The 26,505-nt window shown below is 73.3% G+C and carries 26 protein-coding genes; 6 read left to right on the top strand and 20 right to left on the bottom strand.

The genetic code is table 11. The annotated features are described in order from the left end of the window. Window positions 1-35: 35 nt before the first annotated feature. Complete coding sequence (locus ACS04_RS39290) at window positions 36-617, top strand: pyridoxamine 5'-phosphate oxidase family protein (protein ID WP_048477003.1); 582 nt, start codon at window positions 36-38, stop codon at window positions 615-617. 6 nt (window positions 618-623) lie between these two features. Then, window positions 624-1,319 carry a L,D-transpeptidase family protein gene (locus ACS04_RS39285; RefSeq protein ID WP_048477024.1) on the top strand — a complete coding sequence of 232 codons (696 nt, stop codon included), beginning with the start codon at window positions 624-626 and terminating at the stop codon, window positions 1,317-1,319. 4 nt (window positions 1,320-1,323) lie between these two features. Here ACS04_RS39285 and ACS04_RS14590 read toward each other — a convergent pair whose 3' ends face one another. The 8 genes from ACS04_RS14590 to ACS04_RS14555 form a co-directional block, all read right to left on the bottom strand. Continuing rightward, window positions 1,324-1,887, bottom strand: coding sequence for an arginine repressor (locus tag ACS04_RS14590; RefSeq protein WP_030157281.1), 564 nt, complete (start codon window positions 1,885-1,887; stop codon window positions 1,324-1,326). Between the two features lie 7 nt (window positions 1,888-1,894). Beyond that, on the bottom strand, window positions 1,895-3,121 hold the full coding sequence (locus ACS04_RS14585) for an acetylornithine transaminase (protein WP_048477002.1): 1,227 nt from the start codon (window positions 3,119-3,121) through the stop codon (window positions 1,895-1,897). Then, a complete protein-coding gene (argB, locus tag ACS04_RS14580; protein ID WP_048477001.1) occupies window positions 3,118-4,056 on the bottom strand; it encodes an acetylglutamate kinase in 939 nt (312 codons plus the stop codon). Before argB ends, ACS04_RS14585 begins: the two co-directional genes overlap by 4 nt. Further along, on the bottom strand, window positions 4,053-5,240 hold the full coding sequence (argJ, locus tag ACS04_RS14575; RefSeq protein WP_048477000.1) for a bifunctional glutamate N-acetyltransferase/amino-acid acetyltransferase ArgJ: 1,188 nt from the start codon (window positions 5,238-5,240) through the stop codon (window positions 4,053-4,055). The genes argB and argJ overlap by 4 nt, the downstream gene beginning before the upstream one ends. Continuing rightward, window positions 5,237-6,265 carry an N-acetyl-gamma-glutamyl-phosphate reductase gene (gene argC / locus ACS04_RS14570; RefSeq protein ID WP_048476999.1) on the bottom strand — a complete coding sequence of 343 codons (1,029 nt, stop codon included), beginning with the start codon at window positions 6,263-6,265 and terminating at the stop codon, window positions 5,237-5,239. Before argC ends, argJ begins: the two co-directional genes overlap by 4 nt. A 165-nt stretch (window positions 6,266-6,430) precedes the next feature. Further along, window positions 6,431-6,901 (bottom strand): hypothetical protein, encoded by a 471-nt coding sequence (locus tag ACS04_RS14565; protein ID WP_048476998.1) that lies wholly within the window; start codon window positions 6,899-6,901, stop codon window positions 6,431-6,433. Between the two features lie 525 nt (window positions 6,902-7,426). Beyond that, the gene (locus ACS04_RS14560) at window positions 7,427-8,179 is read right to left on the bottom strand and encodes a hypothetical protein (protein ID WP_048476997.1); all 753 of its coding nucleotides are present in this window, start codon (window positions 8,177-8,179) and stop codon (window positions 7,427-7,429) included. 68 nt (window positions 8,180-8,247) lie between these two features. Then, entirely contained in the window at window positions 8,248-9,687 is a 1,440-nt protein-coding gene (locus ACS04_RS14555) for an aminotransferase-like domain-containing protein (RefSeq protein ID WP_048476996.1), read from the bottom strand. On the opposite strand from ACS04_RS14555, the gene ACS04_RS14550 reads away from it, so the two are divergent. Together ACS04_RS14550 and ACS04_RS14545 are read left to right on the top strand one after the other, a co-directional pair. Next, window positions 9,686-10,744 (top strand): DMT family transporter, encoded by a 1,059-nt coding sequence (locus ACS04_RS14550; RefSeq protein ID WP_048476995.1) that lies wholly within the window; start codon window positions 9,686-9,688, stop codon window positions 10,742-10,744. The two genes, ACS04_RS14555 and ACS04_RS14550, sit on opposite strands and share 2 nt — an antisense overlap. A gap of 106 nt (window positions 10,745-10,850) precedes the next feature. Further along, window positions 10,851-11,042, top strand: coding sequence for a DUF1918 domain-containing protein (locus ACS04_RS14545; protein WP_048476994.1), 192 nt, complete (start codon window positions 10,851-10,853; stop codon window positions 11,040-11,042). A gap of 60 nt (window positions 11,043-11,102) precedes the next feature. Here ACS04_RS14545 and ACS04_RS14540 read toward each other — a convergent pair whose 3' ends face one another. Next, window positions 11,103-12,341, bottom strand: a complete 1,239-nt coding sequence (locus ACS04_RS14540; protein WP_048476993.1) for a glycoside hydrolase family 10-like protein — start codon at window positions 12,339-12,341, stop codon at window positions 11,103-11,105. 153 nt (window positions 12,342-12,494) lie between these two features. Here ACS04_RS14540 and ACS04_RS14535 point away from each other — a divergent pair, with 153 nt between their 5' ends. Then, complete coding sequence (locus tag ACS04_RS14535) at window positions 12,495-13,388, top strand: 3-hydroxybutyryl-CoA dehydrogenase (RefSeq protein ID WP_063789474.1); 894 nt, start codon at window positions 12,495-12,497, stop codon at window positions 13,386-13,388. 62 nt (window positions 13,389-13,450) lie between these two features. Here ACS04_RS14535 and ACS04_RS14530 read toward each other — a convergent pair whose 3' ends face one another. The 9 genes from ACS04_RS14530 to infC all read right to left on the bottom strand — a co-directional run bounded on the left by ACS04_RS14530 (window position 13,451) and on the right by infC (window position 23,535). Continuing rightward, complete coding sequence (locus tag ACS04_RS14530) at window positions 13,451-13,981, bottom strand: NUDIX hydrolase (protein ID WP_048476992.1); 531 nt, start codon at window positions 13,979-13,981, stop codon at window positions 13,451-13,453. Window positions 13,982-14,034: 53 nt separating this feature from the next. Beyond that, window positions 14,035-15,375: an NsdA family TPR-like regulatory protein gene (locus tag ACS04_RS14525; RefSeq protein WP_048476991.1), complete on the bottom strand. Its 1,341-nt coding sequence runs from the start codon at window positions 15,373-15,375 to the stop codon at window positions 14,035-14,037. Window positions 15,376-15,909: 534 nt separating this feature from the next. Further along, the gene (gene pheT / locus ACS04_RS14520; RefSeq protein ID WP_048476990.1) at window positions 15,910-18,438 is read right to left on the bottom strand and encodes a phenylalanine--tRNA ligase subunit beta; all 2,529 of its coding nucleotides are present in this window, start codon (window positions 18,436-18,438) and stop codon (window positions 15,910-15,912) included. Then, window positions 18,438-19,565 carry a phenylalanine--tRNA ligase subunit alpha gene (gene pheS / locus ACS04_RS14515; RefSeq protein WP_048476989.1) on the bottom strand — a complete coding sequence of 376 codons (1,128 nt, stop codon included), beginning with the start codon at window positions 19,563-19,565 and terminating at the stop codon, window positions 18,438-18,440. The genes pheT and pheS overlap by 1 nt, the downstream gene beginning before the upstream one ends. A gap of 151 nt (window positions 19,566-19,716) precedes the next feature. Next, window positions 19,717-20,964, bottom strand: coding sequence for a sensor histidine kinase (locus tag ACS04_RS14510; RefSeq protein ID WP_048476988.1), 1,248 nt, complete (start codon window positions 20,962-20,964; stop codon window positions 19,717-19,719). Between the two features lie 55 nt (window positions 20,965-21,019). After that, on the bottom strand, window positions 21,020-21,886 hold the full coding sequence (locus ACS04_RS14505) for a TrmH family RNA methyltransferase (protein WP_048476987.1): 867 nt from the start codon (window positions 21,884-21,886) through the stop codon (window positions 21,020-21,022). A gap of 126 nt (window positions 21,887-22,012) precedes the next feature. Then, window positions 22,013-22,405: a 50S ribosomal protein L20 gene (gene rplT, locus ACS04_RS14500; protein ID WP_030860181.1), complete on the bottom strand. Its 393-nt coding sequence runs from the start codon at window positions 22,403-22,405 to the stop codon at window positions 22,013-22,015. A gap of 104 nt (window positions 22,406-22,509) precedes the next feature. Next, window positions 22,510-22,704, bottom strand: coding sequence for a 50S ribosomal protein L35 (gene rpmI / locus ACS04_RS14495; protein ID WP_030157249.1), 195 nt, complete (start codon window positions 22,702-22,704; stop codon window positions 22,510-22,512). 105 nt (window positions 22,705-22,809) lie between these two features. Continuing rightward, window positions 22,810-23,535 (bottom strand): translation initiation factor IF-3, encoded by a 726-nt coding sequence (infC, locus tag ACS04_RS14490; protein WP_048476986.1) that lies wholly within the window; start codon window positions 23,533-23,535, stop codon window positions 22,810-22,812. Between the two features lie 389 nt (window positions 23,536-23,924). Here infC and ACS04_RS14485 point away from each other — a divergent pair, with 389 nt between their 5' ends. Next, window positions 23,925-24,311 (top strand): DUF1844 domain-containing protein, encoded by a 387-nt coding sequence (locus ACS04_RS14485; RefSeq protein ID WP_030860187.1) that lies wholly within the window; start codon window positions 23,925-23,927, stop codon window positions 24,309-24,311. Between the two features lie 65 nt (window positions 24,312-24,376). Here ACS04_RS14485 and ACS04_RS14480 read toward each other — a convergent pair whose 3' ends face one another. Further along, complete coding sequence (locus ACS04_RS14480; protein WP_048476985.1) at window positions 24,377-25,126, bottom strand: SseB family protein; 750 nt, start codon at window positions 25,124-25,126, stop codon at window positions 24,377-24,379. 2 nt (window positions 25,127-25,128) lie between these two features. Continuing rightward, window positions 25,129-26,421 carry a type VII secretion-associated serine protease mycosin gene (gene mycP, locus ACS04_RS14475; RefSeq protein ID WP_078864758.1) on the bottom strand — a complete coding sequence of 431 codons (1,293 nt, stop codon included), beginning with the start codon at window positions 26,419-26,421 and terminating at the stop codon, window positions 25,129-25,131. Window positions 26,422-26,505 lie beyond the last annotated feature (84 nt).

The raw sequence follows: 26,505 nt of genomic DNA, 5'->3' as shown, positions 1-26,505 counted from the left end.
CCGTGCGCCGTCCGACTCCACCGGACAATGACCTCATGGGAAAGCTCTACGCACGCATAGACGGCCGGCTCCGCTCGTTCATCGAGGAACAACCGGTCTTCTTCACGGCCACCGCCCCGCTCGCCGGGGACGGCCACGTCAACCTGTCCCCCAAGGGCCGCGCCGGCACCCTCGTCGTCATCGACGAGCAGACCCTGGCCTACCTCGACTTCGGCGGCAGCGGAGCCGAGACCATCGCCCACGTCCGCGAGAACGGCCGGATCACCCTGATGTGGTGCGCGTTCAGCGGCCCGCCCAACATCGTGCGCATCCACGGCGAGGGCGAGGCCGTCTTCCGCGACGACCCGCGCTGGGGTGAGCTGATCGGCCTGTTCGGGGCGGCCGACGGGCCTGCGGCGCGGGCGGTCATCCTCGTGCGCGCCCGCCGGATCGCCGACGTGTGCGGGTATGCCGTCCCGCTCATGGAGTACCAGGGCGAGCGCACCCTCCACGCGGAGTACTTCGGCCGCAAGAGCGACGAGGAGTTCGGCGCGTACTGCGAGAAGAAGGAGTTCATCGGATCGAGCCTCGACGGCCTGCCTGCGCTGCCGCTGCCCCTTCCGCCCCGTACCGTCTGACATGTGCTGCGTACCGCTCTCGTCACCGGCTCACTGATCGTCACCAGCCTGCTCGCGCAGGGCCCGTACGGCTCCGATCCGCTGCCCGCCCTCCTCGCCGACACCGGCGGCGGCAGCCAGCTCATCACGGTCGTGGCGCCCGAGCCCGGGTCCACCACCGGTCGGCTGACCTGGTGGGACCGCAGGGCGGGGCGCTGGTACGAGGCCGGCAGCGCCGAGGCGCGTTTCGGCGCGAAGGGGCTGACCGAGGGCGCGAGCCGCACCCAGGGCACGAACACCACCCCGGCCGGTCTGTACGAACTCCCGTACGCCTTCGGGATCCGCCCCGCGCCGGCCGGGACGCAGTTCCGCTACCGCCGGGTGACCGCCGACTCCTGGTGGTGCCAGGACAACGCCTCGCCCGCATACAACCGGTGGACCGAGCCGCTGCCGGTGCACTGCGCGCCGGGCGAGGCGGAGCACCTGGTGACGTACGAGCAGCAGTACGCGTACGCGCTCGTCATCGGGTTCAACTACGAGCAGCCCGTACGGGGCCGGGGCGCGGGCATCTTCCTGCACGTCAACGGCAAGGGGGCGACGGCCGGTTGCGTGTCCGTGCCGGAGCGGGCGATGCGCGCGCTCCTGCGCTGGGCCGACCCGCGCCGCCGCCCGCACATCGCCATCGGCACCGGGCGGGGGGCGCTCGCCGTCACCCGCTACTGACCGGTCAGCCCTCCTTCTGGGCCAGCCTCAGCAGGTGGTCCGCGAGGGCCTGGCCGCCCGAGGGGTCACGGCTGATCAGCATCAGCGTGTCGTCGCCGGCGATCGTGCCCAGGATCTCGCGGAGTTCGGCCTGGTCGATCGCGGAGGCGAGGAACTGGGCCGCTCCCGGCGGGGTGCGCAGGACCACGAGGTTCGCGGAGGCCTCCGCCGAGATCAGCAGCTCCCCGGAGAGGCGCCGCATCCGCTCCTCCTTCGCCGACTCCCCGAGCGGCGCCTGCGGGGTGCGGAAACCGCCCTCGCTGGGGACCGCGTAGATCAGCTCGCCGCCGGTGTTGCGGATCTTCACCGCGCCGAGCTCGTCGAGGTCGCGGGAGAGCGTCGCCTGGGTGACGCTCAGCCCGTCGTCGGCGAGCAGCTTGGCCAGCTGGCTCTGCGAGCGGACCGGCTGCCGGTTGAGGATGTCCACGATCCGGCGGTGGCGGGCGGTGCGGGTCTGCGGAACGGAGGGCCCTCCTCCGGACTCGGTCCGGGGGGAGCCCCACTCCTCGTGGTCCTGCGCCTGGCTCATCGTCGTCTCATTCCCCGGTGTGTCCGTCCCCATTGGCTGCGTCGAGGATGCCGGGCAGGGCCCGGACGAACGCGTCCGCCTCGGCCTCGGTGAGTACGTACGGCGGCATCAGCCGTACGACGTCGGGGGCGGGCGCGTTGACCAGGAAGCCGGCATCCTGGGCCGCTTGCTGCACCTGCGGTGCGAGCGGCCCGGTCAGCACGATACCCAGGAGCAGGCCCTCACCACGGACATGGGAGACCAACGGGTGGCCCTTCCCCCCTCCGAGGCCCTCGATTCCGGACCGCAGCCGCTCCCCGCGCGCCTTGACCCGGTCGAGCAGGCCCTCGGCGGCGATGGTGTCGATGACGGCGAGGCCGGCGGCGCACGCGACGGGGTTCCCGCCGAAGGTGGTGCCGTGCTGGCCGGGGCGCAGCAGCTCCGCGGCCGGCCCGAAGACGGCCACGGCGCCGATCGGCAGACCGCCGCCCAGCCCCTTGGCGAGCGTGACGACATCGGGTTCGACGCCCTCGTGGGCCTGGTGCTCGAACCAGTGGCCGCAGCGGCCGATCCCGGTCTGCACCTCGTCCAGGACGAGCAGGGTGCCGGTGGCCCGGGTGATCTCGCGGGCGGCCGTCAGGTATCCGGCCGGGGGTACGACGACGCCGTTCTCGCCCTGGATCGGCTCGATGATCACGAGGGCCGTCTCCTCGGTGACGGCGGCCCGCAGGGCCTCGGCGTCTCCGTACGGGACGTGCGTGACCTCGCCGGGCAGCGGCAGGAACGGGTCCTGCTTCTTCGGCTGACCGGTGAGCGCGAGGGCGCCCATCGTCCGGCCGTGGAAACCGCCGTCGGTGGCCACCATGTGGGTCCGCCCGGTCAGCCGACCGATCTTGAAGGCGGCCTCGACGGCCTCGGCGCCGGAGTTGCAGAAGAAGATCCGGCCGGGGCGGCCGAAGAGCTGGAGCAGCCGCTCGCCGAGTGCGAGGACGGGCTCGGAGGCGTAGAGGTTCGAGACGTGGCCGAGGGTGGAGATCTGCGCGGTCACGGCCTCGACGATCGCCGGATGGGCGTGGCCGAGGGCGTTGACCGCGATGCCGCCGACGAAGTCGGTGTACTGCTTGCCATCCGCGTCCCAGACGCGGGCGCCTTCGCCGCGTACGAGGGCCAGGGCGGGGGTGCCGTAGTTGTCGGTCAGCGCATCCCGCCAGCGGGCCGCGTACCGCTGGTTGGCGCTCTCCTGGTTGCCGGTCACGCGGGTTCCCCTCCCTGTGCGTCGGGCACGACCATCGTGCCGATTCCCTCGTCGGTGAAGATCTCCAGCAGGATCGAGTGCGGGACCCGCCCGTCGATCACGCGGGCCGTGCTGACCCCGCCGCGCACGGCGTGCAGGCAGCCCTCCATCTTGGGCACCATGCCGCTGGACAGGTCGGGCAGCAGCTTCTCCAGCTGGCTGACGGTGAGCCGGCTGATGACCTCGTCGCTGTTCGGCCAGTCCGCGTACAGGCCCTCGACGTCCGTGAGCACCATCAGCGTCTCGGCGCCCAGCGCCGCGGCGAGCGCCGCGGCGGCCGTGTCGGCGTTGACGTTGTACACGTGGTGGTCGTCGGCGCTGCGCGCGATGGAGGAGATGACCGGGATCCGGCCGTCCGCCAGCAGCGCCTCGATCGCACCCGTGTCGATGGCGGTGATCTCGCCGACCCGGCCGATGTCGACGAGCTCGCCCTCGATCTCGGGGGTGTGCCGGGTGGCGGTGATGGTGTGGGCGTCCTCGCCGGTCATGCCGACGGCCAGCGGCCCGTGCTGGTTGAGCAGCCCGACCAGCTCTCGCTGGACCTGGCCCGCGAGCACCATCCGTACGACGTCCATCGCCTCGGGGGTCGTGACGCGCAGGCCGGCCTTGAACTCGCTGACCAGGCCCTGCTTGTCGAGCTGGGCGTTGATCTGGGGGCCGCCGCCGTGCACCACGACGGGCTTCAGCCCCGCCTGGCGCAGGAAGACCACGTCCTGGGCGAAGGCGGCCTTGAGGTCCTCGTCGATCATGGCGTTGCCGCCGAACTTGACGACGACGACCTTGCCGTTGTGGCGGGTGAGCCACGGCAGGGCCTCGATGAGGATCTGCGCCTTGGGCAGCGCGGTGTGCTTGCGCGCGGTGGTGGTGCCGGTCCGGCCGGCCTTCTCGTCGCTCATGAGCTGTAGGCGCTGTTCTCGTGCACGTACTCGGCGGTCAGGTCGTTGGCCCAGATCACGGCGGACTCGGAGCCGGTGGCCAGGTCCGCGGTGATGCGCACCTCGCGGTCCTTCATGGAGACCAGGTCGCGGTCCTCCCCGACCGAGCCGTTCTTGCAGACCCAGACTCCGTTGATGGCCACGTTCAGCCGGTCCGGGTCGAAGGCGGCCCGGGTGGTGCCGATCGCGGAGAGCACCCGCCCCCAGTTGGGGTCCTCGCCGTGGATGGCGCACTTGAGCAGGTTGTTGCGGGCGATGCTCCGGCCGACCTCGACCGCGTCGCCCTCGGTGAGCGCGCCGACGACCTCGATGCGGATGTCCTTGCTGGCGCCCTCGGCGTCGCCGATCAGCTGGCGGGCGAGGTCGTCGCAGACGGTCCGTACGGCCTCCGCGAAGGCCTCGTACTCCGGCACGCGGCCGGAGGCCCCGGAGGCCAGCAGCAGGACGGTGTCGTTGGTGGACATGCAGCCGTCGGAGTCGACCCGGTCGAAGGTGGTGCGGGTGGCGGAGCGCAGCGCCCGGTCGAGGGTGGCGCCGTCCACGTCGGCGTCCGTGGTGAGGACGACGAGCATGGTGGCCAGGCCCGGGGCGAGCATGCCCGCGCCCTTGGCCATGCCGCCGACCGTCCAGCCGTCCTGCGTGACCGCGGCCGTCTTGTGCACGGTGTCGGTGGTCTTGATGGCGATGGCCGCGTCCTCGCCGCCGTCGGCGGAGAGGGCTGCGACGGCGGTGTCGATGCCGGGCAGCAGCTTGTCCATGGGGAGCAGGACGCCGATCAGGCCGGTGGAGGCGACGGCGATCTCGCCGGCATTGTGCTCGCCGGCGTGGTGCTCGCCGCCGGGGCCGTGGGCGTTGAGCGCGGCGGCCACCTTCTCGGCGGTGGCGTGGGTGTCCTGGAAGCCCTTCGGTCCGGTGCAGGCGTTGGCGCCGCCGGAGTTGAGGACGACCGCGCTGACGACGGAGCCGCGCAGGACCTGCTCGGACCAGAGCACGGGCGCCGCCTTGACGCGGTTGGAGGTGAAGACGCCCGCCGCGGCCAGCCGCGGACCGTTGTTGACCACGAGGGCCAGGTCCGGGTTGCCGTTCGCCTTGATCCCGGCCGCGATGCCGGCGGCCGTGAACCCCTGTGCTGCCGTAACGGTCACGGCGCGACTCCGATCGTGGAAAGCCCGAGTTCTTCGGGGAGCCCGAGGGCGATGTTCATGCTCTGCACCGCGCCGCCGGCGGTGCCCTTGGTCAGGTTGTCGATGGCGCTGATCGCGATGATCCGCTGCGCGGACCCGTCGTACGCGACCTGGATCCGAACGGCGTTGGAACCGTGGACGGACGAGGTCGCCGGCCACTGCCCCTCGGGCAGCAGGTGCACGAAGGGCTCGTCCGCGTACGCCTTCTCGTACGCGGCGCGCACCGCGTCGGCGGTGGTGCCGGGCAGCGCCTTGGCGGAGCAGGTGGCCAGGATGCCGCGCGACATCGGCACGAGGGTGGGCGTGAAGGAGACGGAGACCTTCTGCCCGGCGATCGGGCTCAGGTTCTGCACCATCTCGGGGGTGTGCCGGTGCCCGCCGCCCACCCCGTACGGGCTGACGGAGCCCATGACCTCGGAGCCGAGCAGGTGCGGCTTGAGCGCCTTGCCGGCGCCGGAGGTGCCGGTCGCGGCGACGATCACGGCCTCGGGCTCGGCCAGCTGCGCGGCGTACGCCGGGAAGAGGGCGAGGGTGACGGCGGTCGGGAAGCACCCGGGAACCGCGATGCGCTTGGACCCCTCCAGCGCGGCCCGGCCACCGGGGAGCTCGGGGAGCCCGTACGGCCAGGTGCCGGCGTGCGGGGCTCCGTAGAAGGCGTCCCAGTCGGCGGAGTCCTTGAGCCGGTGGTCGGCGCCCATGTCGATGACGAGGACGTCCTCGCCGAGCTCGGCGGCGACGGCGGCGGACTGCCCGTGGGGCAGTGCCAGGAAGACGACGTCGTGGCCGGCGAGGACCTCGGGCGTGGTCGCCGCCAGGGTCCGGCCGGCGAGCGGCGCCAAGTGCGGCTGGAGGCTGCCGAGGAGCTGCCCGGCGTTGGAGTTGCCGGTCAGCGCGCCGATCTCCACCTCGGGGTGGGAGAGCAGCAGGCGCAGGACTTCCCCGCCCGCGTACCCACTCGCTCCGGCCACCGCTACACGTACCACCATCGGACCCTCCTCTTCGATGGCATGACTATACGTACTCCCGCACTTTTATGCAAAGCTGCTTCAGTACCCCGCGGAGGCTCCTGGGATCGGATGTTTCAGTCGGCGGACGAGCACGTCACCCGGCGGGGGCGTGGTCGCGGCACCCGTCGTGCTCGGCGTCGCCGATCACGCACTCGGCTCCGGGTCCGGTCCTCGAAGCGGCCCTCCGGGGCGCCGTGCGCGGACGGCGTACTTCACCGTCACCGCCACCGGGAGACCGGCCAGGAGGAGGGACAGGCCCACCGGGAACACCCCCGCCCACGCCGTCGGCGAGACGTACGCGGTGCCGGACGAACCGTCCACCAGCCACGCACGGACCGGTGGCGAATCGACGTTGCCGTCGACGCGGACGTCGAACGGCGAGCCGCCGCCGTCCGGGGTGAAGGCGCCCGAGCAGGACGTCGACGTTCCCGCGTTGGCCACGGTGGCGTCGTACGTCCGGCAGTCGACCTCGGTCACGGTCCCGGGCCTGCCCCACAGCGCCGTCCGCAGTTCCTCGGTGAAGTGCGTCAGCACGGCGTAGGCCAGGACCAGCCCGATCAGACAGGACAGCGCCAGCCACGGCACGGGGCCGACCTGCTCCGGCTGCCCGTCCACAACGTCCCCACCCTCGCTCATCCCCACCCCGGATCGCCGACGGACCTCCATGGTGACCGATCCGAGATGCCCTCGGAAGCCCGTCATGACGTGCTGGTGGGATCGCACGATCGCCGGATGCGAACTCCCGTACCGCCGGTCACGGATCCCGCTGCTGCGATCATCTGCAGGCGTCCCGGTCCCGAGGGCGCACACGGGGGAGGAACGCTCATGCGATACGGACTTCGCGCAGCCTTCGGGGCGGCGGTACTGCTGCTCACGGCCGCCACGGGCTGCTCGTAAAGCGACAGGGGTACCGCGGGGCCGTCCGCGTCCCGCCCCTCCGCCTCGGCCGCCGCGCCGACTCCCTCGACTCCGGACCTGACCGAGGTGGTCTCTCGCTGGCCCATGAAGGCACGACGTCCGGGGCTCCGCTCGATCTCGGCGACCTCGGCGACCGCACCTGCGCCACCGCGCCCTAGCCCTAGCCCTCGCCCTCGCCCGAGCCCCGGGGCCACGACCGGTTCGAGCGTCGCCCCCGGGGCGTCAGGTGTCCAACGCGTGGCGGACCCAGACGTTCGGTTCCACGTACGCCGCGTATCCCTGCCCGGCCTCGCAGCGGACCGGCGCCAGGGCCCCCTCGACCAGCACCGGACCGGTCGTGTCGAACGGCAGCCCGGTCCACTCCCGCCACTGCGCGAGCGAGCCGGTGATCGTCATCGACAGCGGGGCCACCGAGTCGATCACCGCGCCCGCGCGGACGTGGACCCGCAGCCACGGGTCGTACGGCAGCCCGTCCCCGCGCGTGCGGTACGCGTACTCCTCCATCGGCGTCCCGGGCTCGGCCGGCTTGCCGCTCGGCCGCACGGGCGCCACCACCTCGGCGAAGCCGCGGGCGCGGGCGTTGTCCCGCATCGCGCCCAGCATCCGCCCGGACAGACCCTCGCCGAGGCGGTCGGCGGCGACGGTGATCTCGATGGCGCTCACCGTGTCGGGGGCGACCCCGCTCCGCAGGTCGGCGAAGGCCCACAGGAGGACCTGGTCCCAGCCCCGCGCGGGCAGCCTCCCGTCCCGGCCGGGCGCGTGCAGCGCGAACGGCACGCTGAACCCGCGGGCGATCACCGCACCGCCGTCGGTGGCGACGAGGACGTGGTCGGCCAGCTCCTCGACCATGCGGGGGTAGAGGAGCTCCGCCGTCGGGTCGTGCCGGGCGAACTCGGGCCAGGTGTCCTCCATGTCCCAGAGCCGCCCGGCCAGTTCGGGGCGCTGCGCGAGCGTGGTGATCTCGATGTCGTTCATGGCCGCAGGGTAGGGCGGCGCGGCGCCGCGGCTCCACCGGTTTCGGGCCCGGAGGTCGGGCCAAGGCTTCAGGCCGGCGCCCCGAGTGAGCGCAGCCGGCGTACGGCCTCACCCAGTTCCGCAGCGCCCGAGACCCCGGCGAAGCTGAGCCGTACGTACGGACCGGGCGGTTCCGCGCAGAAGTACGGGCGGCCCGCGGCGACCGCGACCCCGACGCGCAGGGCCGCCGCCGCGAAGCCCGCGTCGTCCTCGCCCTCGGCCATGCGCGCCCACAACTGGTAGCCGCCCGAGGGCAGATGGGGCAGGGTCAGCCCGGGCAGCTCCCGCCGCAGGGCGCCCGCGAGCAGGTCCCGCCGGTGGCGCAGCTCGGCGGCGACGGAGCGCAGGTGGCGGGGCCAGGCGGGGGCGCCGACCAGCTCCAGGGCGGCTTCCTGGAGCGGCCGGGACACGAAGAAGGAGTCCACGACCTGAATCGCCCGCAGCCGGTCCAGCACCGGGCCGCGGGCGGCGAGCGCGCCCACCCGCAGGCTGGGCGAGGTGGCCTTGGTCAGGGACCGGACGTGGACGACCACCCCGTCCCGGTCCTCGGCGGCCAGCGTCGCGGGCAGCGGGCCGGCGTCCTCGTGCGCGAGGGCGCGGGCGTAGTCGTCCTCCACCACGAAGGCCCCCGCGGACCGGGCGATCCGCAGCACCTCGGCCCGCCGGGCCGGAGCCAGCACGGCACCCGTCGGGTTCTGGAACAGCGGCTGGCATACGAACACCCGCGCGCCCGTCGCTTCGAAGGCCGCGGCCAGCAGCTCCGGGCGGACCCCGTCGGCGTCCACCGGGACGGGCACCGGCCGGCATCCGGAGGCGCGGGCGATGGCGAGTAGCCCGGGGTAGGTCGGGGACTCCACGAGGATCGGCGCCCCGGGCGGGGCCAGCGCCCGCAGGGCGGTGGTGAGCGCGCTCTGCCCGCCCGCCGTGATCAGCACGTCGGCGGCGCCGACGGCCCCGGCGGCCCCGCCGATCTCCCGGGCGAACCAGTCGCGCAGTTCGGGCAGCCCTTCCATGGGCGGCCGCTCCCAGGCTCCGGGGCGCCGCCCGGCCCGGGCCAGCGCCGCGGCCATGGCCCGCTCGGGCTGGATGGAGGGGTGCAGGTAGCCGCTGTTGAGCCCGATCACCCCGGACGGCGGCGCGGCCAGGCAGGCCAGCACCCCGGAGGCGTCCACCGAGCGCGGGACCACCTCGCCCGCGCCCTCCGCGCTCAGGGCGACCTCCTGCCAGGAGGTGTCCCCCGGCGCGGGCACCGCCGTGCGGGGCGGGGCCCGGAAGACCCCGGCGCCGGGCCGGGTGACGACCAGCCCCTCGGCGGCCAGCTGGGCGAGGGCGCGGGAGACGGTGACGGGGCTGACCCGGTAGCGCTCGACCAGGGCCCGGCTCGACGGGAGCTTTCCACCCACCGAGTAGCGGTCTACCTCCGACCGCAAGGATTCCGCCAGCTCTGCCACGCTGCTACGCTCGTACATGAGAGCACAGAATAGCGCTACTACCCCCAAGGCGATAGCGGTCGAGGGCCGTGCACACCGGGTCCGGGTCGCGGACCGTGCGCACTCCCCCGCCACCGCGGACCGGGCGTACTCCCCCGCCACCGCGGACCGGGCGACCACCTCCGCCACCGCGGATCATGCGCACTCCTCCGCCACCGGCGGCCGCCGCGGCGGGCCCGGCGGCCGGGCCACCGGAGGTACCGCACTCGCCGGGCTCGGCGTCATCGCCTTCTCGCTGACCTTCCCCGCCACCGCCTGGGGCCTGGAGAGCTTCGGCCCCTGGTCCTTCGTCGCCGTGCGCAGCCTCCTCGCCGCCCTGATCGCAGGGGCCTTCCTGCTGGCCGGGCGCGTGCCGCCGCCCGCCCGCGCACACTGGGGCGGCCTCGCCGTGGTCGCCGCCGGAGTCGTCGTCGGCTTCCCGCTGCTCACCACCCTGGCGCTGACCACCTCCACCACCTCGCACGCCGCCGTCGTGGTGGGACTGCTCCCGCTGACCACGGCCGCCGTGTCGGCGCTGCGCACCGGCGCCCGCCCCTCGCGCCGGTTCTGGGGCGCGGCCGTCGCCGGGGCCGCCGTCGTGCTCGGCTTCACCCTGACCCAGAGCGGCGGCGCCCTGTCGGCCGGCGACGGGTACCTCTTCGGGGCCCTGCTGGTCTGCGCGGCCGGGTACACCGAGGGCGGACGGCTGGCCCGCGTCCTGCCCGGCTGGCAGGTGATCGGCTGGGCGCTGGTGCTGTGCCTGCCGCTCAGCCTGGCCGGCTCCGCGCTGGGGCTCGCGTACGAGCCGGTCCACCTGAGCGGCCACGGGGTGGCCGGGCTCGTCTGGGCGGCGGCCGGCTCGACCTTCCTCGGACTGTACGTCTGGTACCGCGGGATGGCGGAGATCGGCGCCCCGCGCGCCAGTCAGCTCCAACTCGCGCAGCCGCTGCTGACCCTGGTCTGGTCCGTGGCGCTGCTCGGCGAGCACCTTTCCCCCGCCGCCCCGGCCGCCGCCTGCGCGGTCCTCGTCTGCATCGCCGTGACCCAGCGGGCCTAGGCGCCGTGACCCAGCGGGCCTGGACGCCGCGACCCAGCGGGCCCAAACCAGGCAAACCGCCGTAAACTGCTGTCACCGATACGGACCGCCTCCGAGGAGGTCAACCATGCGCGCGACCGAGGGCGACCAGCTGGTGCAGCACGGCAGGATCGTGGGCCAGCACGACAAGGTCGGTGAAATCACTCAGGTACTCGGCGACAACGGCACCCCGCCCTACCGGGTCCGCTTCGCCGACGGTCACGAGGCGGTCATGTCCCCGGGCCCCGACTGCGTCGTCAAGCACCCGTCGGAGCACTGACCGCACCCGCACGACGCGGCCGGCCGCGCCACGGCGGGCCCGCCGCGGCACACCCCCGCGTCACCTCGGCGGCACGGCCGTCGGGTAATGGTCGGCGACGACCCTGGCCATCGCACCGTTGGGGTCCGCGACCACCTGCTTCGCCGAGAAGTAGACGTGGCCGCGGACCTCGGGGTAATCGCGGGCGAACGTCAGGTGCCTGGACAGCTCCTGCGGATCGCGCCACGCGGCGGTCGCGCTGCTCCGGTCGCAGCGGTACAGCGCCTCACCCACGTACAGCGCCACGTCGGTACCGGCCACCGTCTGCGCCCACCAGGGCACGACCTTGGCGTAGTCGGCGGTCGGATGGCCGATCTGCCAGTACACCTGCGGCACGATGTAGTCGATCCAGCCCTCCCGGACCCACTTGCGGGTGTCCGCGTACAGGTCGTCGTACGTCTCCACCCCGGCCTGCGTCGGCGAACCGAGCGGGTCCCGCTCGCTGTTGCGCCAGACCGCGAACGGGCTGATGCCGAAGCGCGCGGACGGGCGGACCGTCCGCACCCGTGCGGACATCTCGCGCACCAGCGCGTCGGTGTTCGCGCGCCGCCAGTCCGCGCGGGAGGCGAAACCGCCGCCGTGGCGCTCGTACGCGTCGGCGTCGTCGAACTCCTCCCCCGCGACGGGGTACGGGTAGAAGTAGTCGTCCCAGTGCACCCCGTCCACCTCGTAGCGGGAGACGGCGTCGAGCATGGCCTCCTGCACGAAGGCGCGCACCTCGGGCAGCCCGGGGTTGTAGTACAGCTTCTTGTTGTACGCGACCGTCCAATCGGGGTTGCGCCGGGCCGGATGACCCTCGGCCAGACGACCGGGATCGGTGTGGTTGGCAACCCGGTACGGGTTGAACCAGGCGTGCAGCTCCAGCCCCCGGGCATGGGCCTCGGCGACCGCGGTGCCCAGCGGGTCCCAGCCCGGGTCCTCCCCCTGCTCCCCGGTCAGCCACTGCGACCAGGGTTCTCGGGCCCCGGGCCACATCGCGTCGGCGGCGGGCCGGACCTGGAGGATCACGGCGTTCAGGCGGCGCTCGACGGCGGCGTCGAGGAGCCGGATCAGCTCGTCGCGCTGTTCCCCGGCGCCCAGCCCGCTCTCGGAGGGCCAGTCGACGTTCTCCACAGAGGCGATCCACATCGCGCGGAACTCGGCGGCCGCCTTCGCCCGCGGAGCACGCCTGCGCGCCGCCCGCGCGGGGGCCGCCCCGCCCGTCGCGGCCAGCAGCCCGGCGGCCCCCGCCAGCAGCCCCCGACGCCCGATGTACGCCATGTGACGACTCCGTTCCGTTGCGTGACAGTGCCCTGTATCTGACAGCATGCCCGCCCCGGCCCCCCGCCGGGGTGAAGGTCGGGGGTAACGTCGTGGGGCGTGGCGGGCGCCGGGACGCAGTGACACTGCGCAGCACGGGGGACCCGCCGACGGATGAGCAGCGAAAGGCACGAAGTGACTGACCTCCCTTCCGACATCACCCGGGTCGGCGTAGTGGGCTGTGGCCAGATGGGCGCGGGCATCGCAGAGGTGTGCGCCCGCAGCGGCCTTGAGGTGAAGGTCGCCGAGACCACCGGCGAGGCCCTGGAGATCGGGCGCACCCGGCTGCACAACTCCCTGACCAAGGCCGCCGAACGCGGCAAGATCAGCGAGGAGGAGCGGGACGCGACCCTGGCCCGCCTCACTTTCACCACCGATCTCGGCGAGTTCGCCGACCGCGACCTCGTCATCGAGGCCGTCGTCGAGAACGAGCAGGTCAAGACGGAGATCTTCCAGGTCCTCGACCAGGTGATCACCCGGCCGGACGCGATCCTCGCCTCCAACACCTCCTCGATCCCGCTGGTCAAGCTGGCCGTCACGACCTCCCGGCCCGACCAGGTCATCGGCATCCACTTCTTCAACCCGGCCCCCGTGCAGCAGCTGGTCGAGCTGATCCCGGCGCTGACCACGAGCGAGGAGACCATCAAGCGGGCCGAGGCCCTGGTGGGGAAGGTCCTGGGCAAGCACGCGATCCGCGCCCAGGACCGGTCGGGCTTCGTCGTCAACGCGCTCCTGGTCCCCTACCTGCTGTCGGCGATCCGGATGTTCGAGTCCGGCATCGCGAGCCGCGAGGACATCGACAACGGCATGGAGCTGGGCTGCGCGCACCCGATGGGTCCGCTCAAGCTCTCCGACCTGATCGGCCTCGACACGATCGCCTCGATCGCCGACTCGATGTACGCCGAGTACAAGGAGCCCCTGTACGCCGCTCCCCCGCTGCTCCAGCGGATGGTCGACGCCGGCCGCCTCGGGCGCAAGACCGGCTCGGGCTTCTACCCGTACGGCTGATCCCACCGGGCGGCCGGTCCGTACCCTCGCGGCCCGAGGCCCGCGGCCCGCGGCCGGCGCGGTCAGCCGAGCCGCAGATGGTGCAGGAGCAGCAGCCCGGCCGCCATGTTGGCGGCCGGGATCTCGCCGCGCGCGATCATGTCCGGCACGAGTTTGAGCGGCACCCACTCGCGGCGTGAGGACTCGAAGTCGTCCTCGGGAGGTCCGATGTACCTCGCCCCGTCCGCCCAGTAGAGGTGGTGGCGGGCATCGGTCAGCCCGTTGGCCGGCTCGACGGTCATCAAGTGGTGGAGGGGGCCGGGCCGCCAGCCCGACTCCTCCTCCATCTCCCGGGCCGCGGCCGCCGCGACGTCCTCGCCGTCCTCGACCACGCCCGCGGGCAGTTCCCAGCCCCAGCTGTCGGTGATGAACCGGTGCCGCCACAGCAGCAGCACCTCGTTGGCCTCGTTGACGGCCGTGGCGACGGCGACCGGGCGCAGCCGGATCACGAAGTGGTCCAGGTGCCGGCCGTCGGGAAGTTCCACGTCGGCGAGGTTAACGTCGAACCAGCGGTTCTTGTACACGGTCTGCTCACTCAGGTTCGTCCACTGCACGGTGGTGCCACCTTCCGTTCGAGTAGGTGGCAACATGGCAGCAGTTCGCGCACTCACAGGGGAACGCGAAGCGCCCCGTCGATCAGCTGCGCGGTCTCTTCCGCACCGGAACATCCGCTGGTCAGCAGCTGCTCGCGGACTGCCCGGAGCCGGTCGCGCAGTCGCAGCGACTCCATGCCTTTGGCCCGTTCGGCCATCTCCGCGGCGGCCGCCACCGCCCGGTCCGCCTCGCCCTGGCGCAGCTGGATCTCGCACAGCATCGCCAGACGGTGGACCCGCCCGCGGTCGTGCGCCGGGGTCCCGACCGCGGCCGTCGCCTGCTCGTGTGCGGCCCGCAGGTCGCCCATGCTCAGCAGCGCCTCGGCCACCTGTACGTTGACCAGCCCGGGCTGTACGTACCCCGTCTCGTCCGGCTCCGTGCCCGGCCGGATCCGCTCGGCGGCCGCCTCGGCACGGCGGATGCAGGCCAGCGCGGCGGCGGTGTCCCCGAGTTGGGCGTAGGCCTTGGCCTGCATGGCGTACAGGTCGGCGGTCAGGGCCGGGGTGGTCTGCCGCCCCGCGGCGCGCAGCGCGGCCTCGGCGAAGGCGACGGCCTGGCGGTACTCGCGCAGGTGCAGGGACTGGTTGACGATCAGCGCGATGACGTAGGCGCCGAGCCCCCGGTCCCCGCTGGCCTTCGCCAGCCGCAGTGCCTGGTGGAAGTAGCGCTGGGCGAGCCCGTGGGCGTCCGAGTCGTACGCGCAGATCCCGGCCACCGCCACCAGGGACCCGGTGGCCCGGTGCAGCTGGCGGCCGAGCCGGTCGGGGTAGCGGCCCCGGAGCATCGGCGCGGTCTCGCTGCCGAGGAAGCGGACGATCCGGGCCCGGGTGGCGACCCCGCCGGCCCGGCGGTACATCAGCTCGTAGTGGGCGCGCGCCGCCCGCAGGATCTCGATGTGCTCGGGGCCGATCAGGTTCGGCCCGTCACGGGAGACGTCGGCGTCCTCGGGTGGGTTCTCCCACTCCCAGACCGGGATCACGGCGGGAGTCCCGGTGACGGCCTCGGCGTTCAGCAGCTGGACGCGGCCCTGTTCGTCGGAGCGCCACAGGGCGGCGGCGCGGTCGACGAAGCCGCTGAGCGGGGAGCCGTGCGGGGAGGCGGGCTGGCCGGGCAGTCCGAGCCCGATGTCGTCCAGCGACACCGGGCGGCGGAGCCGGCCGCCGAGCACCTCGCAGATCAGGTCGGGCACCTGGCCGCGTGGTCGCTGCCCCCTCAACCACCGGGTGACGGCGGTGTGTTCGTAGCGCAGGGCGAGTCCGCGGGACCGGCCCGCCTGGTTGACGTGCGCCGCGAGTCCGGCGTGGGACATGCCCGCCTCGGCGAGGAGGGCGTCGAGAAGGGCGTTGGGCTGCATGGGCCCCTCCAAGGGCTCTTCGGTCTCAGGCTAGTGGGTGCGCGGTTCACACGGGGTGTACTCCTTTTCATTCACACGGGGTGTGAACCGTGTACGCGCATAAATGCGATACGCACCCTGCCGCAACGAGCCCCGGGGACGCTTCACTTAAGGGCCTCGCCAAAGAGGCAGCCCGGGTCGTCGGCTCCCCCTCGTACAGTGCGACGACCCGCACCGCGCCGTCCGCCTTGCTGTCTGCCCGACACTCCATGGCAGGCGGGCGGCGCGCTCCGGCTCCGCCGGCGCCCGGTTGGTCGCCGGGCCCCGGCAGGGGCCGTGGAACGCGCGCCGGGCCCTCCCACCGGGCCCGGTGTGCGGTCCCCCCGCGGTTCAGGGGCCGGGGTCGCTGCCCGGCGCCGCGACGATTCCGTCGACCGGCCGCATCGAGGACACAGGTCGCCGGGCTTCTCACCCCAACGGGTGAGGGGCGTATCCGGACCACCGGATACGCCCCTCAGTGCCTCGATCCACCTCAGTGGCCGAGCAGTTGCACGCTCACGCCCCGCGCAGCACCGCGCCCGTGCGCTCGCCCGCGAGCGCCACCGCCGCGTCGCGCGCGGCCGTGGACTCCTCCGCGGTCAGGGTGCGGTCGGGCGCCCGGAAGCGCAGCGCGTACGCCAGGGACTTCTTGCCCTCGCCGACCTGCTCACCGGTGAACACGTCGAACAGCCGCAGGGACTCCAGCAGTTCACCGGCGCCCTTGCGCAGCGCGGTCTCGACGTCGGCCGCCGGGACCGACGCGTCGACGATCAGCGCGACGTCCTGGGTCGCCACCGGGAAGGTGGAGATCCGGGGCGCCTCCACGGCGCCGCCCCCGGCCGCCGCGAGGCGGTCCAGGTCGAGCTCCATGGCGCTGGTGCGGGCCGGCAGGCCCATCGCCTTGACGACGCGCGGGTGCAGCTCACCGGCGTGCCCGATGACCGTCTCCACCCCGTCCAGGGTGACGAGCAGCTCGGCGCACCGGCCCGGGTGCCACGGCCCGTACTGGCCCTGGCGCACGAGGAGCTCGGCCCCGGCCTCGGCGGCCAGCGAGCGCGCGGCCTGCACCGCGTCCGCCCAGTCGGCCGGGCGGCCCTTGCCCCACCAGCCGGCCTGCTCGCGCGCACCGGCCAGCACGACCGCGGCGTACCGCGGCTGGGCCGGCAGGGCGGCGTTCAGCGTGGCGATCTCCTCAGCCGTGGGACGCCGGTCGACGGGCAGTCGTACGGCGACACCCGGCCGCGGACCGGCCCGGAAGACCGAGCCCGTCTCGAAGAGGGCGAGGTCGTGGCTGCCCCGGCTGTCGTTGCGGCGCAGCGCGCCCAGCAGACCCGGCAGCAGCGTGGTGCGCAGCGCCGGCTCCTCGTCGGAGAGCGGGTTGACGAGCTTGACCACCTGGCGGGCCGCGTCGTGCGCGGGCAGCTGGAGCTGGTCGAAGACGCCCTCGCCGACGAACGGGTAGTTGAGCGCCTCGACGTAGCCCGCGCCGGCCAGCGCGCGGCCGACCCGCCGGTGCAGCTGCTGCCGGGCGGTCAGACCGCGGCCGGACGGCAGCTTCGGCAGGGTGGAGGGGAGGTTCCCGTAGCCCTCCAGGCGGATGACCTCTTCGGCGAGGTCGTTGGGCTCGGCGAGGTCGGGCCGCCACGAGGGGACGGTCACGACGAGCTCGTCCTGGCCGTAGACGTCGCAGCCGACCTCCTGGAGGCGGCGTACGACGGTCTCGCGGCCGTAGTCCATGCCCGCGACGCGGTCCGGGTGGTCCGCGCGCATCGCGATGGTGCGCGGGGCACCCGGTGCCGTGAGCTCGGTGACGCCCGCCTCGGCGGTGCCGCCGGCGAGCAGCACGAGCAGGTCGACGGTCCGCTGCGCGGCCGCGGAGGCCGCCTGCGGGTCGACGCCGCGCTCGAAGCGCTTGGAGGCCTCGGAGGCGAGCTTGTGGCGGCGGGCGCTGCGCGAGATCGTCAGCGCGTCGAAGTGCGCGGCCTCGATGACGACGTCCGTGGTGCCGGTGACGGCACCGGTCTCGGGGTCGGTCACGGAGTCGGCGATCTCGGTGTTGGCACCGCCCATGACACCGGCGAGACCGATCGGCCCGCTGTTGTCGGTGATCACCAGGTCCTCGGCGTCGAGCGTGCGCTTGACCCCGTCGAGGGTGGTGAACTTCTCGCCCTGCTCGGCGCGGCGCACGCCGATCGCGCCGTCCAGGCGGGAGCGGTCGTACGCGTGCAGCGGCTGGCCGAGTTCGAGCATCACGTAGTTGGTGACGTCGACGGCGAGCGAGATCGGGCGCATGCCGGCCTTCTGCAGGCGCCGCGTCAGCCAGATCGGGGACTTCGCCTCGGGGTCGAGGCCGGTCACCGTACGGGCGGTGAAGCGGTCGCAGCCGGCCGGGTCGTCGATCGTGACCAGGTAGCCGTACGAGTTCGGCGCGGGCACGTCGAGCAGCGCCGGGTCGCGCAGCGGCAGGCCGTACGCGGTGGCGGTCTCACGGGCCACACCGCGCATCGACAGGCAGTAGCCGCGGTCCGGGGTGACGGCGATGTCGAGGACCTCGTCGACGAGCTGGAGCAGCTCGATCGCGTCGGTGCCGACCTCGTGCTCCGGCGGCAGCACGATGATGCCGTGCGTGCCGTCGTCGCCCATGCCCAGCTCCTCGCCGGAGCAGATCATGCCGTGGGAGGTCTTGCCGTACGTCTTGCGCGAGGCGATCGCGAAGTCGCCGGGCAGGACGGCGCCGGGCAGGACCACGACGACCTTGTCGCCGACGGAGAAGTTCCGGGCGCCGCAGACGATCTCCTGCGGCTCGCCGGTGCCGTTGGCCTGGCCGACGTCGACCGTGCAGAAACGGATCGGCTTGCGGAAGCCCTCGAGCTCCTCGATGGTCAGCACCTGGCCGACGACCAGAGGGCCCTTGAGCCCGGCGCCGAGCTGCTCGACCCTCTCGACCTCGAGGCCGGCGTCTACGAGCTTGGCCTGTACGTCACGACCGGTTTCGCCCGCGGGCAGGTCGACGTACTCCCGCAGCCAAGAAAGCGGGACCCGCATCAGATCTCCATCCCGAACGGCCGGGTGAACCGGACGTCACCCTCGACCATGTCTCGCATGTCTTCGACGTTGTGGCGGAACATCAGCATCCGCTCGATGCCGAACCCGAAGGCGAACCCGCTGTACTTCTCCGGGTCCACACCGCAGGCGACCAGCACCTTGGGGTTGACCATCCCGCAGCCGCCGAGCTCGATCCAGCCTTCGCTGGAGCAGGTGCGGCACGGGCGGTCGGGGTTGCCCACCGACTCGCCGCGGCACACGTAGCACTGCATGTCCATCTCGGCGGACGGCTCGGTGAACGGGAAGAAGTTCGGGCGCAGCCGGGTGGTCATGTCCTTTCCGAAGAGCGCCTGGACCATGTGGTCCAGGGTGCCCTTGAGGTCGGCCATGGTCAGGCCCTCGTCCACGGCGAGCAGCTCGACCTGGTGGAAGACCGGGGTGTGCGTCGCGTCGAGCTCATCGGTGCGGAACACCCGGCCCGGGCAGACCACGTACACGGGCGGCTCCCGGTCGAGCAGCGAGCGCGCCTGCACCGGGGAGGTGTGGGTGCGCAGCACGACGCCGGACTCGTCGCCCTCGGTGCCCTCGGGGCCCTGGACGAAGAAGGTGTCCTGCATCTGGCGCGCCGGGTGGTCGGGCGTGAAGTTGAGGGCGTCGAAGTTGAACCACTCCGCCTCGACCTCGGGGCCCTCGGCCACCTCGTAGCCCATGGCCGTGAAGATGTCCGCGATGCGGTCCATCAGCGTGGTCAGGGGGTGCCGGGCACCGGCGGGGACGCGGTCGTAGGGCAGCGTGACGTCCACCGCCTCCTCGACCAGCACCCGCTCGTCGCGCTCGGCTTCGAGCTCGACCGTGCGGGCCCCGAAGGCCTTGTTCACGGCGCCGCGGGCCTGGCCCACGCGCTTGCCCGCCTCGGCCTTGGCCTGCGGCGGCAGGGCGCCGATCTCGCGGTTGGCGAGCGCCAGGGGCGAGCGGTCGCCCATGTGCGCGGTCTTCGCCTCCCGCAGCGCGTCGAGGTCACCGGCGGCCGCGAAGGCGGCGAGCGCCTCGTCCCGCATGCGCTCGATCTCTTCCGGTTTCAGTGCCTCGACCTCGACAGGGTCGTACGACTTGTTCGGTGCCGACATCTCTTCCCGTACTTCCGATGGCTGGCTGGTGGTCCCCCGCGCGACACGCAGGGCGCGCTCGGCACAAGGACACAAAGGTGCCAAAGGACGAGTCTAAAGGCCGCTGGGGGTGGAGGAGCCCGTGGGCCGCCTGGCGAGACGCTCCGCAGGGCTACTGCGTGAGGTAGGCCGGCGCGCCCACGGGCAGGATAAATCGGAACTCCGCGCCGCCTCCGGGGCCGCGGCCGACCGTGATGGTGCCGCCGTGGGCCTCGACGATGCCCTTGACGATGTACAGGCCCAGGCCGGTGCCACCGCGCTTGCTGCCCCGCCAGAAGCGGGTGAAGACGCGGCCCATCGACTCCTCGGGGATACCGGGGCCCTCATCGGTCACGGTGACGGCGGTTCCCTTCTCGGTCTTGCCCGCTGCGTTCGTCAGGCTGGTCGGCGATACGTCGATGGTGACCGTTCCCTCGCCGTGCCGCACCGCATTTTCCAGGAGGTTGCCGAGGATCTGGTCGATCTTGTCCGGATCGGCCCACAGATCGGGGAGCGAGCAGCTGACCCGTACGAGGAACCGGTCGGGCGCCTGGCCGTTCGCGGTGAGCGCCTGGACGTGGCGGCCCACGGCGGTCGCGATGTCCACCGGCTGGCGGCGCACCTCCAGGCGGCCGGAGTCGATGCGGGAGATGTCGAGGAGCTCGGCGATGAGGCGGGTGACGCGATTGGCGTCGGCGTCGACGGTCTCCAGCATCAGCCGCTTCTGGTCGTCGGTGAACCGCTCCCACTTGGCGAGCAGGGTGGCGGTGAAGCCCTTGACGGAGGTCAGCGGGGAGCGCAGCTCGTGGGCGACGGTGGCGATCAGCTCGGCGTGGCTGCGCTCGGTGCGCCGGCGCGCCTCCGTGCCGCGCAGGGTGACGACCAGGCGGCGCAGCGGGCCGGTGGGGTGGGTGCGTACGTAGCGGGCGGAGACGAGCACCTCGCGGCCGCCGGGCAGCAGCAGGTTGCGCTCGGGCTGGCCGCGCCGGGTGGCGAGGCCCCCGTACGGGTCGGTCAGCGTCCACCAGCGGCGGCCGTCGAGGTCCTCCAGCGGCAGCGCCCGCTCGATCCGAACGCCGAGGGCCTCACCGGGGACCAGGGCGGTGATCCGGGCGGCGGCGGAGTTGAAGCAGATCACGCGGCCGGCGGCGTCCGCGACGACGAGACCGTCGGGGAGGTCGTCGGGGTCGATGCCGAGGTCCTCGAACTCCGTGAGCGCGGCCGCGTCGCGGGGCTCGCGGGGGTCCTGCGGCTCGCGGGGCTCGTGCGCCTCCGGCGCGGCCTGTGCGGCGCGGCCGGAGCCCTGCGGGGGCACGGCCGCCAGGGACGGCGTCCCGGACGCCGTCGCGGCCCCTGGCGAGCTGTTCGTACCGACGGTCATGTCCCCGTACCCCACATCTCCGAGTAGCGCAGTGGGCCCCCGGGCCGCCACATTACTAGCTGGGGGTCACGGAGCGGCACCCTCCGGGAGCCCGCTGTGCACGCGCGGACGCGTAGAGGCACACCGCGGCGGCCGTGGCGAGGTTCAGGCTCTCGGCTTTGCCGTGGATCGGGACGCGTACGACGGCGTCCGCGAGCGCCCTGGTCTCCTCGGGCAGGCCCCACGCCTCGTTGCCGAAGACCCAGGCCGAGGGGGTGCCCATCGTGCCCGCGTCGAGTTCGGCGTCCAGGTCGTCCTCGCCGGCCCCGTCGGCGGCCAGGATCCGTACCCCGGCCGCCCGGAGGCCCTCGACGGCCTGCTCCACGGGGACGCCCACCGCCACCGGAAGGTGGAACAGGGAGCCCACCGAGGCCCGTACGGACTTCGGGTTGTACAGGTCCACCGAGGCGTCGGTCAGTACGACCGCGTCCGCGCCGGCGGCGTCGGCACAGCGCAGCACCGTGCCGGCGTTCCCGGGGTCGCGCACGTGCGCGAGGACGGCGACCAGCTTGGGCCGGGCCGCCAGGATCTCCTCGAAGGGTGAGTCGAGGAAGTGGCAGACACCGACGAGCCCCTGCGGGGTGACGGTCTGCGAGACCTCGGCGAGCACCTCGTCGGAGGCGTAGTGGACGCGCGCGCCGGCGTCCAGCGCGGCCCCGATGATCCCGTCGTACCGCTCGGCGGCCTCCACGGTCGCGAACAGCTCGATCAGGGTCGACGCGCCACCCGCGCCCCGGTGCTCGACGGCCTCACGGACGGCCTGCGGGCCCTCGGCGATGAACCGGCGCTCCTTGGTGCGGAAGTTGCGCCGCGCCAGGCGCCTGGCGGCGGCCACCCGCGGGGATCGGGGGGAGATCAGCTCGGCGGGGGCGGGGGTACCCATGGCGGTCGGCTCGCTTCCGTACGTACTGCGGGTCGAAACAGGTGGATCGGCCACAACGCACCGGACCCGCAGGCACGGGGCCTGCGGGTCCGGGCTGAAGCCTGTGAAGGGCTTGCTGCGCGCTGCTTAGGCGGCGGCAGCGGCCTTCGGGGCGTTCACGTCGGCCGGAAGCGCCTTCTGCGCAACCTCGACGAGCGCGGCGAAAGCGTTGGCGTCGTTGACAGCCAGCTCCGCGAGGATCTTGCGGTCCACCTCGATGTTGGCGGCCTTCAGACCCTGGATGAGGCGGTTGTACGTCATGCCGTTCTGGCGGGCAGCGGCGTTGATGCGCTGGATCCACAGCTGACGGAAGTCGCCCTTGCGCTTCTTGCGGTCGTTGAAGTTGTAGACCAGCGAGTGGGTGACCTGCTCCTTGGCCTTGCGGTACAGGCGCGAACGCTGACCGCGGTAGCCGGAGGCCGCCTCGAGGATCGCCCGGCGCTTCTTGTGGGCGTTTACTGCCCGCTTGACGCGTGCCACTTTTTAACTCCTTGTAGCGGGGCCGTGGGTGTCTTCACACGGCCCGAATTCGATGGGGTCCCGGTCTCGACGCTCATCCGCTCCCTGCGCGGGAGCGGAGGACGTCACTTGCCGAGAAGCTTCTTGATCTTCGCGGCGTCGCCGGGGGCCATCTCCGCGGTGCCGGTCAGGCGGCGGGTGACACGGGACGACTTGTGCTCGAGCAGGTGGCGCTTGCCGGCGCGCTCACGGAGCACCTTGCCGGAGCCGGTGATCTTGAAGCGCTTCTTGGTACCGCTGTGCGTCTTGTTCTTCGGCATAGCGCCGTTATCTCCTCGTCGGTGGCGCCCCCCGCCGGTCCGGTGGGGGACCGGCGCCAGGGAGCGTCATGTTGTGTCGGTGATCCGAGACAGGCTGCCTCGGAATCAGGCTTCGGCCGGTGCCTCGGGGGAGGCGGCCTCGGGCGCCTCGGCGTCAGCCTCGGCCTCGGCGGAGACGACCTCGGTGCCCTCCTCGACGGGGGCTTCCTCGGAAGGAGCCTCGTCGGCGGCGACACCCTGGCGCTCGGCCTTGCGGGCGGCCTGCGCCTCGCGGGCTTCGGCCATCGCCTCGGTCTTCTTCTTGTGCGGACCGAGGACCATGATCATGTTGCGGCCGTCCTGCTTCGGGTTCGACTCGATGAACCCGAGGTCCTCGACGTCCGAAGCCAGACGCTGCAGCAGTCGGTAGCCGAGTTCCGGCCGGGACTGCTCGCGACCACGGAACATGATCGTGATCTTGACCTTGTCGCCCTGCTTGAGGAACCGAACGACGTGACCCTTCTTGGTGTCATAGTCGTGCGGGTCGATCTTCGGCCGGAGCTTCATTTCCTTGATGACCGTGTGCGCCTGGTTCTTGCGCGCCTCACGGGCCTTCATGGCCGACTCGTACTTGAACTTGCCGTAGTCCATGAGCTTGCAGACCGGCGGGCGTGCGGACGCCGCGACCTCGACCAGGTCGAGGTCGTACTCCTGCGCCAGCTCAAGGGCCTTGGCAAGCGGCACGATGCCGACCTGCTCACCGCTGGGACCGACGAGTCGTACCTCGGGAACGCGAATCCGGTCGTTGATGCGGGGCTCGGTGCTGATGGATCCTCCTCGGTAGCACCACACGGCTGCCTGGCAGACAGCCGCTGACGTCTGATGTCGTCAGACCAACCGCGGCGGAACATCAAAAATGCCCCGCCGAGGCACAGGCAGGGGCTCCAATACAACCGGAGCACCGCCGCATGCGATCGCGGGGCGCAGACTCGGGCAGCTTTCCATCGTCCGTACGGAACGATGGATGCCACCTGACCGGTGACCCGCCGCCCCGGAGGGTGGTCGGGTGGGAGAGCGGAGCCTCCACTTGTGGGCCGGGGACATGCGTCTCCGGCCGGTCGTCAGTCCAATATAGCATTCCGCGCCGGGTCCGCTCCCCCGGACGCCGCCGGCCGCCGGCTGGGCGCGGTCGCGACAGGGCCCGGTCAGCGGCCCGCGCGGCCCGGCTTATCGTGTGAGGCATGACTGACGCGACCCCCACCCCCGCCACCGAGGCCGGCAGCACGCCGGACGCCCCCGACTACGACGCCATGACCCGCGACATCGCGGACGTGCCCGCCGTCGAGGTGATCACCACGGTGGCCGTGCACCTGCTGAGCGCCGCGGCGGTCAACCTGGGCCTGGACAAGCCGGACTCGGAGCACAAGGACCTCGACGAGGCCCGCAAGCTGATCACGGCCCTGGCCGGCCTGGTCACGGCGAGCGCCACCGAGATCAGCTCCTTCCACGCGGCCCCGCTGCGCGACGGCCTGAAGTCGCTCCAGCTCGCCTTCCGCGAGGCCTCGGTCGTCCCGGACGAGCCGGGCCAGGGTCCGGGCGAGAAGTTCACGGGCCCGGTCTTCGGCTGAGCCGTACGCGGAACACGGGGAAGGGCCGGGGCGACGCCGCCCCGGCCCTTCCCGTGTCCCGGGGCTCAGCGGGTGAAGAGCGGCTCCCCGGCCGGGGCCGGGGCCCCCTGCGGAAGCAGCGCGAGGTCGAGTCCCCGTACGAGGCGGGCCCGCAGGGTCTCGTCGGCCGCCAGCGCCTCGGCGACGCGGCGGGCCGCGGTGGCGGCCAGGGCCCCCTGCGCCTCTGCGGCCAGAACGATCGCGAGGGTTCCGTCGGCGTCCGCCCCGCCCGGGCCGAGGTGGGCGCGGAGCACGGCGGGCTCGGCGGACACGGCGGCCCGTACGGCTTCGCGCACCGCGGGATCCGCCAGCGGGCCGGCGTCGGTGCGGCCCTCGGCGAGCGCGAGCAGCGCGGGACCGGTCAGCTGGTAGGTGACGGGGCCGGCCAGGTCCAGGACCACCGTGTCGGCCTTCTCGTGCGCGGCGGCGGCCAGGGCCTGGTGCAGGGGTACGGCGACCGGGCGGGCGGCCGGGTCCCAGAGGGCCAGCGCGGCGATGGAGGTGAAGGCGGGCAGGGCCCGCCGGTCCCCCGCCCGCAGGGTCGGCACGGCCATGTCGCTGGTCTTCTCGCGCTTCAGGCCGGTCTGCGGGTCGGTCTCGACCTCGCCGAGCACGGCGACGACCGGGACCAGCAGGCGGGCGTCCTTGAGGGCGGCCAGCAGCTCCGGCTCCTTCGACCGGTCCTGGGACCAGGCCGCCAGGGCCGCGCTCAGCCGGGGGTCGGCGGAGCCGTCGTCTTCGGAGAACCCGGGGTCGGGGATGTTTTTGTTCGCCACAGTTACCCGACCCTATCCCGGTCCCGGTCCCCCTCCCGCCGGGCGCCCCGGGGACGCCGGGCCAGTACGGCGGCCAGGGCGAGCAGCGCCAGCCCGGTGGCCGCGGCCACCGGGATCCCGAGGCGCGCGCCGCGGCCGGCGGCCCGTGCCGGCTCGGGGCCGGGGCCGAAGTACGGCTGCCCGGCGGCGACGGGCACGGGCACGGGCGGCTCGGCGCGCAGGGCGTCGGCGGCCTGGAGTGCGGCGACGGGGTCCACGAGGCCGTGGCCGCGGGAGTCGTCGCGCCCGCCGGGCGGGGCGTCGGAGGCGGTCTCCTCCAGCAGCCTCTTGATCTGCGCCGGGGAGAGGTCCGGGTGGGCGGCCTTGACGAGGGCGACGGCGCCGGAGACGTAGGCGGAGGCGGCGCTGGTGCCCCACCCCTCGTAGTAGGAGCGGTCGGGGTCGGCGATGACGACGTCGACGCCGGGGGCGCTGACGGTGGCGTACCAGTTGCTGGTGGAGAAGGGGGCCTTCCTGCCGCCGCGGTCGACGGCGGTGACGGCGATGACGCCGGGGTAGGCGGCCGGGTAGGAGGCGTGGTCGCCCTCGCGCCCGCCGTTGCCGGCCGAGGCGACGACGGCCACGCCCTGGGCGAGGGCGTACTGGACTGCCTCGTCCTCGGCGGCTTCGTGGTGGGCGGAGTCGCTGTCGTCGCCCAGGGAGAGGTTGATCACGTCCGCGCCGTGGTCGGTGGCCCAGCGGATGCCCTCGGCGAGCGCGCCGCCCTTGCTCTCGCGGGCCTGGGCCCGGCCGGGGTCGCCCTCATCGAGGATCACCCGGACGGGGAGGATCCTGGCCTGGGGGGCGATGCCGAGGACGCCTTGGCCGCGGTTGCCGCCGTGGCCGTGCCCGGCGATGATCCCGGCCATGGCCGTGCCGTGCCGGGCCCAGGCGCGGTCGCCGTGCCCGGCGCCCATGCCGATGAGGTCGGCCCCTTCGAGGACCTGCCCTTCGAGGTCGGGGTGGGTGGCGTCGACCCCGGTGTCGAGTACGGCGACGGTGACCCCGGCGCCCCGGGTGGTCCCCCAGGCCTCCTCGGCCCGCAGCGCGGTGAGCCCCCACTGCCGGTCGCGGATGGTGTCGGCGGCGGCGGGCCCGGCGCCGACGCCGAGGAACAGGGCCCCGAGCACGAGGCCGGCGGCGGCCCTGGCGCGGGCCTTCGGGGCGGGGCGGGCGCGGCGCGCGGCGTACCCGGCGGGCCGGGCGCGGCCGGCGTCGGCACCGGCTGCGGGCGCCGCGGTACGGAAGGCGGTCACCGCGGGTTTCCGGCGGGGGCGGGCGGCGCGGCGAGGGTGTGTACGGCGCGCTCCATGCGCTCGGCGACGGCCTTGGCCTCGTGG

The sequence above is a fragment of the Streptomyces roseus genome (genome assembly GCF_001044425.1).
Lineage (GTDB): Bacteria > Actinomycetota > Actinomycetes > Streptomycetales > Streptomycetaceae > Streptomyces > Streptomyces roseus.
The sequence above is the reverse complement of the archived record's forward strand: the minus strand, read 5'-3'. Positions and strand labels throughout refer to the sequence as shown.

Excerpts from the sequence above, each read along its gene's own strand:
- ACS04_RS14590 (WP_030157281.1), bottom strand. The coding sequence starts at position 1,887 with ATGAGCCAGGCGCAGGACCACGAGGAGTGGGGCTCCCCCCGGACCGAG.
- argB (WP_048477001.1), bottom strand. The coding sequence starts at position 4,056 with ATGAGCGACGAGAAGGCCGGCCGGACCGGCACCACCACCGCGCGCAAG.
- ACS04_RS14555 (WP_048476996.1), bottom strand. The coding sequence starts at position 9,687 with ATGTACGAGCGTAGCAGCGTGGCAGAGCTGGCGGAATCCTTGCGGTCG.
- rpmI (WP_030157249.1), bottom strand. The coding sequence starts at position 22,704 with ATGCCGAAGAACAAGACGCACAGCGGTACCAAGAAGCGCTTCAAGATC.
- pheS (WP_048476989.1), bottom strand. The coding sequence starts at position 19,565 with ATGTCGGCACCGAACAAGTCGTACGACCCTGTCGAGGTCGAGGCACTG.
- argC (WP_048476999.1), bottom strand. The coding sequence starts at position 6,265 with ATGGTGGTACGTGTAGCGGTGGCCGGAGCGAGTGGGTACGCGGGCGGG.
- ACS04_RS14545 (WP_048476994.1), top strand. The coding sequence starts at position 10,851 with ATGCGCGCGACCGAGGGCGACCAGCTGGTGCAGCACGGCAGGATCGTG.
- ACS04_RS14560 (WP_048476997.1), bottom strand. The coding sequence starts at position 8,179 with ATGAACGACATCGAGATCACCACGCTCGCGCAGCGCCCCGAACTGGCC.
- ACS04_RS14485 (WP_030860187.1), top strand. The coding sequence starts at position 23,925 with ATGACTGACGCGACCCCCACCCCCGCCACCGAGGCCGGCAGCACGCCG.
- ACS04_RS39290 (WP_048477003.1), top strand. The coding sequence starts at position 36 with ATGGGAAAGCTCTACGCACGCATAGACGGCCGGCTCCGCTCGTTCATC.
- ACS04_RS14525 (WP_048476991.1), bottom strand. The coding sequence starts at position 15,375 with ATGCAGCCCAACGCCCTTCTCGACGCCCTCCTCGCCGAGGCGGGCATG.
- ACS04_RS14510 (WP_048476988.1), bottom strand. The coding sequence starts at position 20,964 with ATGACCGTCGGTACGAACAGCTCGCCAGGGGCCGCGACGGCGTCCGGG.
- ACS04_RS14540 (WP_048476993.1), bottom strand. The coding sequence starts at position 12,341 with ATGGCGTACATCGGGCGTCGGGGGCTGCTGGCGGGGGCCGCCGGGCTG.
- ACS04_RS14535 (WP_063789474.1), top strand. The coding sequence starts at position 12,495 with ATGAGCAGCGAAAGGCACGAAGTGACTGACCTCCCTTCCGACATCACC.
- pheT (WP_048476990.1), bottom strand. The coding sequence starts at position 18,438 with ATGCGGGTCCCGCTTTCTTGGCTGCGGGAGTACGTCGACCTGCCCGCG.
- ACS04_RS14505 (WP_048476987.1), bottom strand. The coding sequence starts at position 21,886 with ATGGGTACCCCCGCCCCCGCCGAGCTGATCTCCCCCCGATCCCCGCGG.
- ACS04_RS14550 (WP_048476995.1), top strand. The coding sequence starts at position 9,686 with ATGAGAGCACAGAATAGCGCTACTACCCCCAAGGCGATAGCGGTCGAG.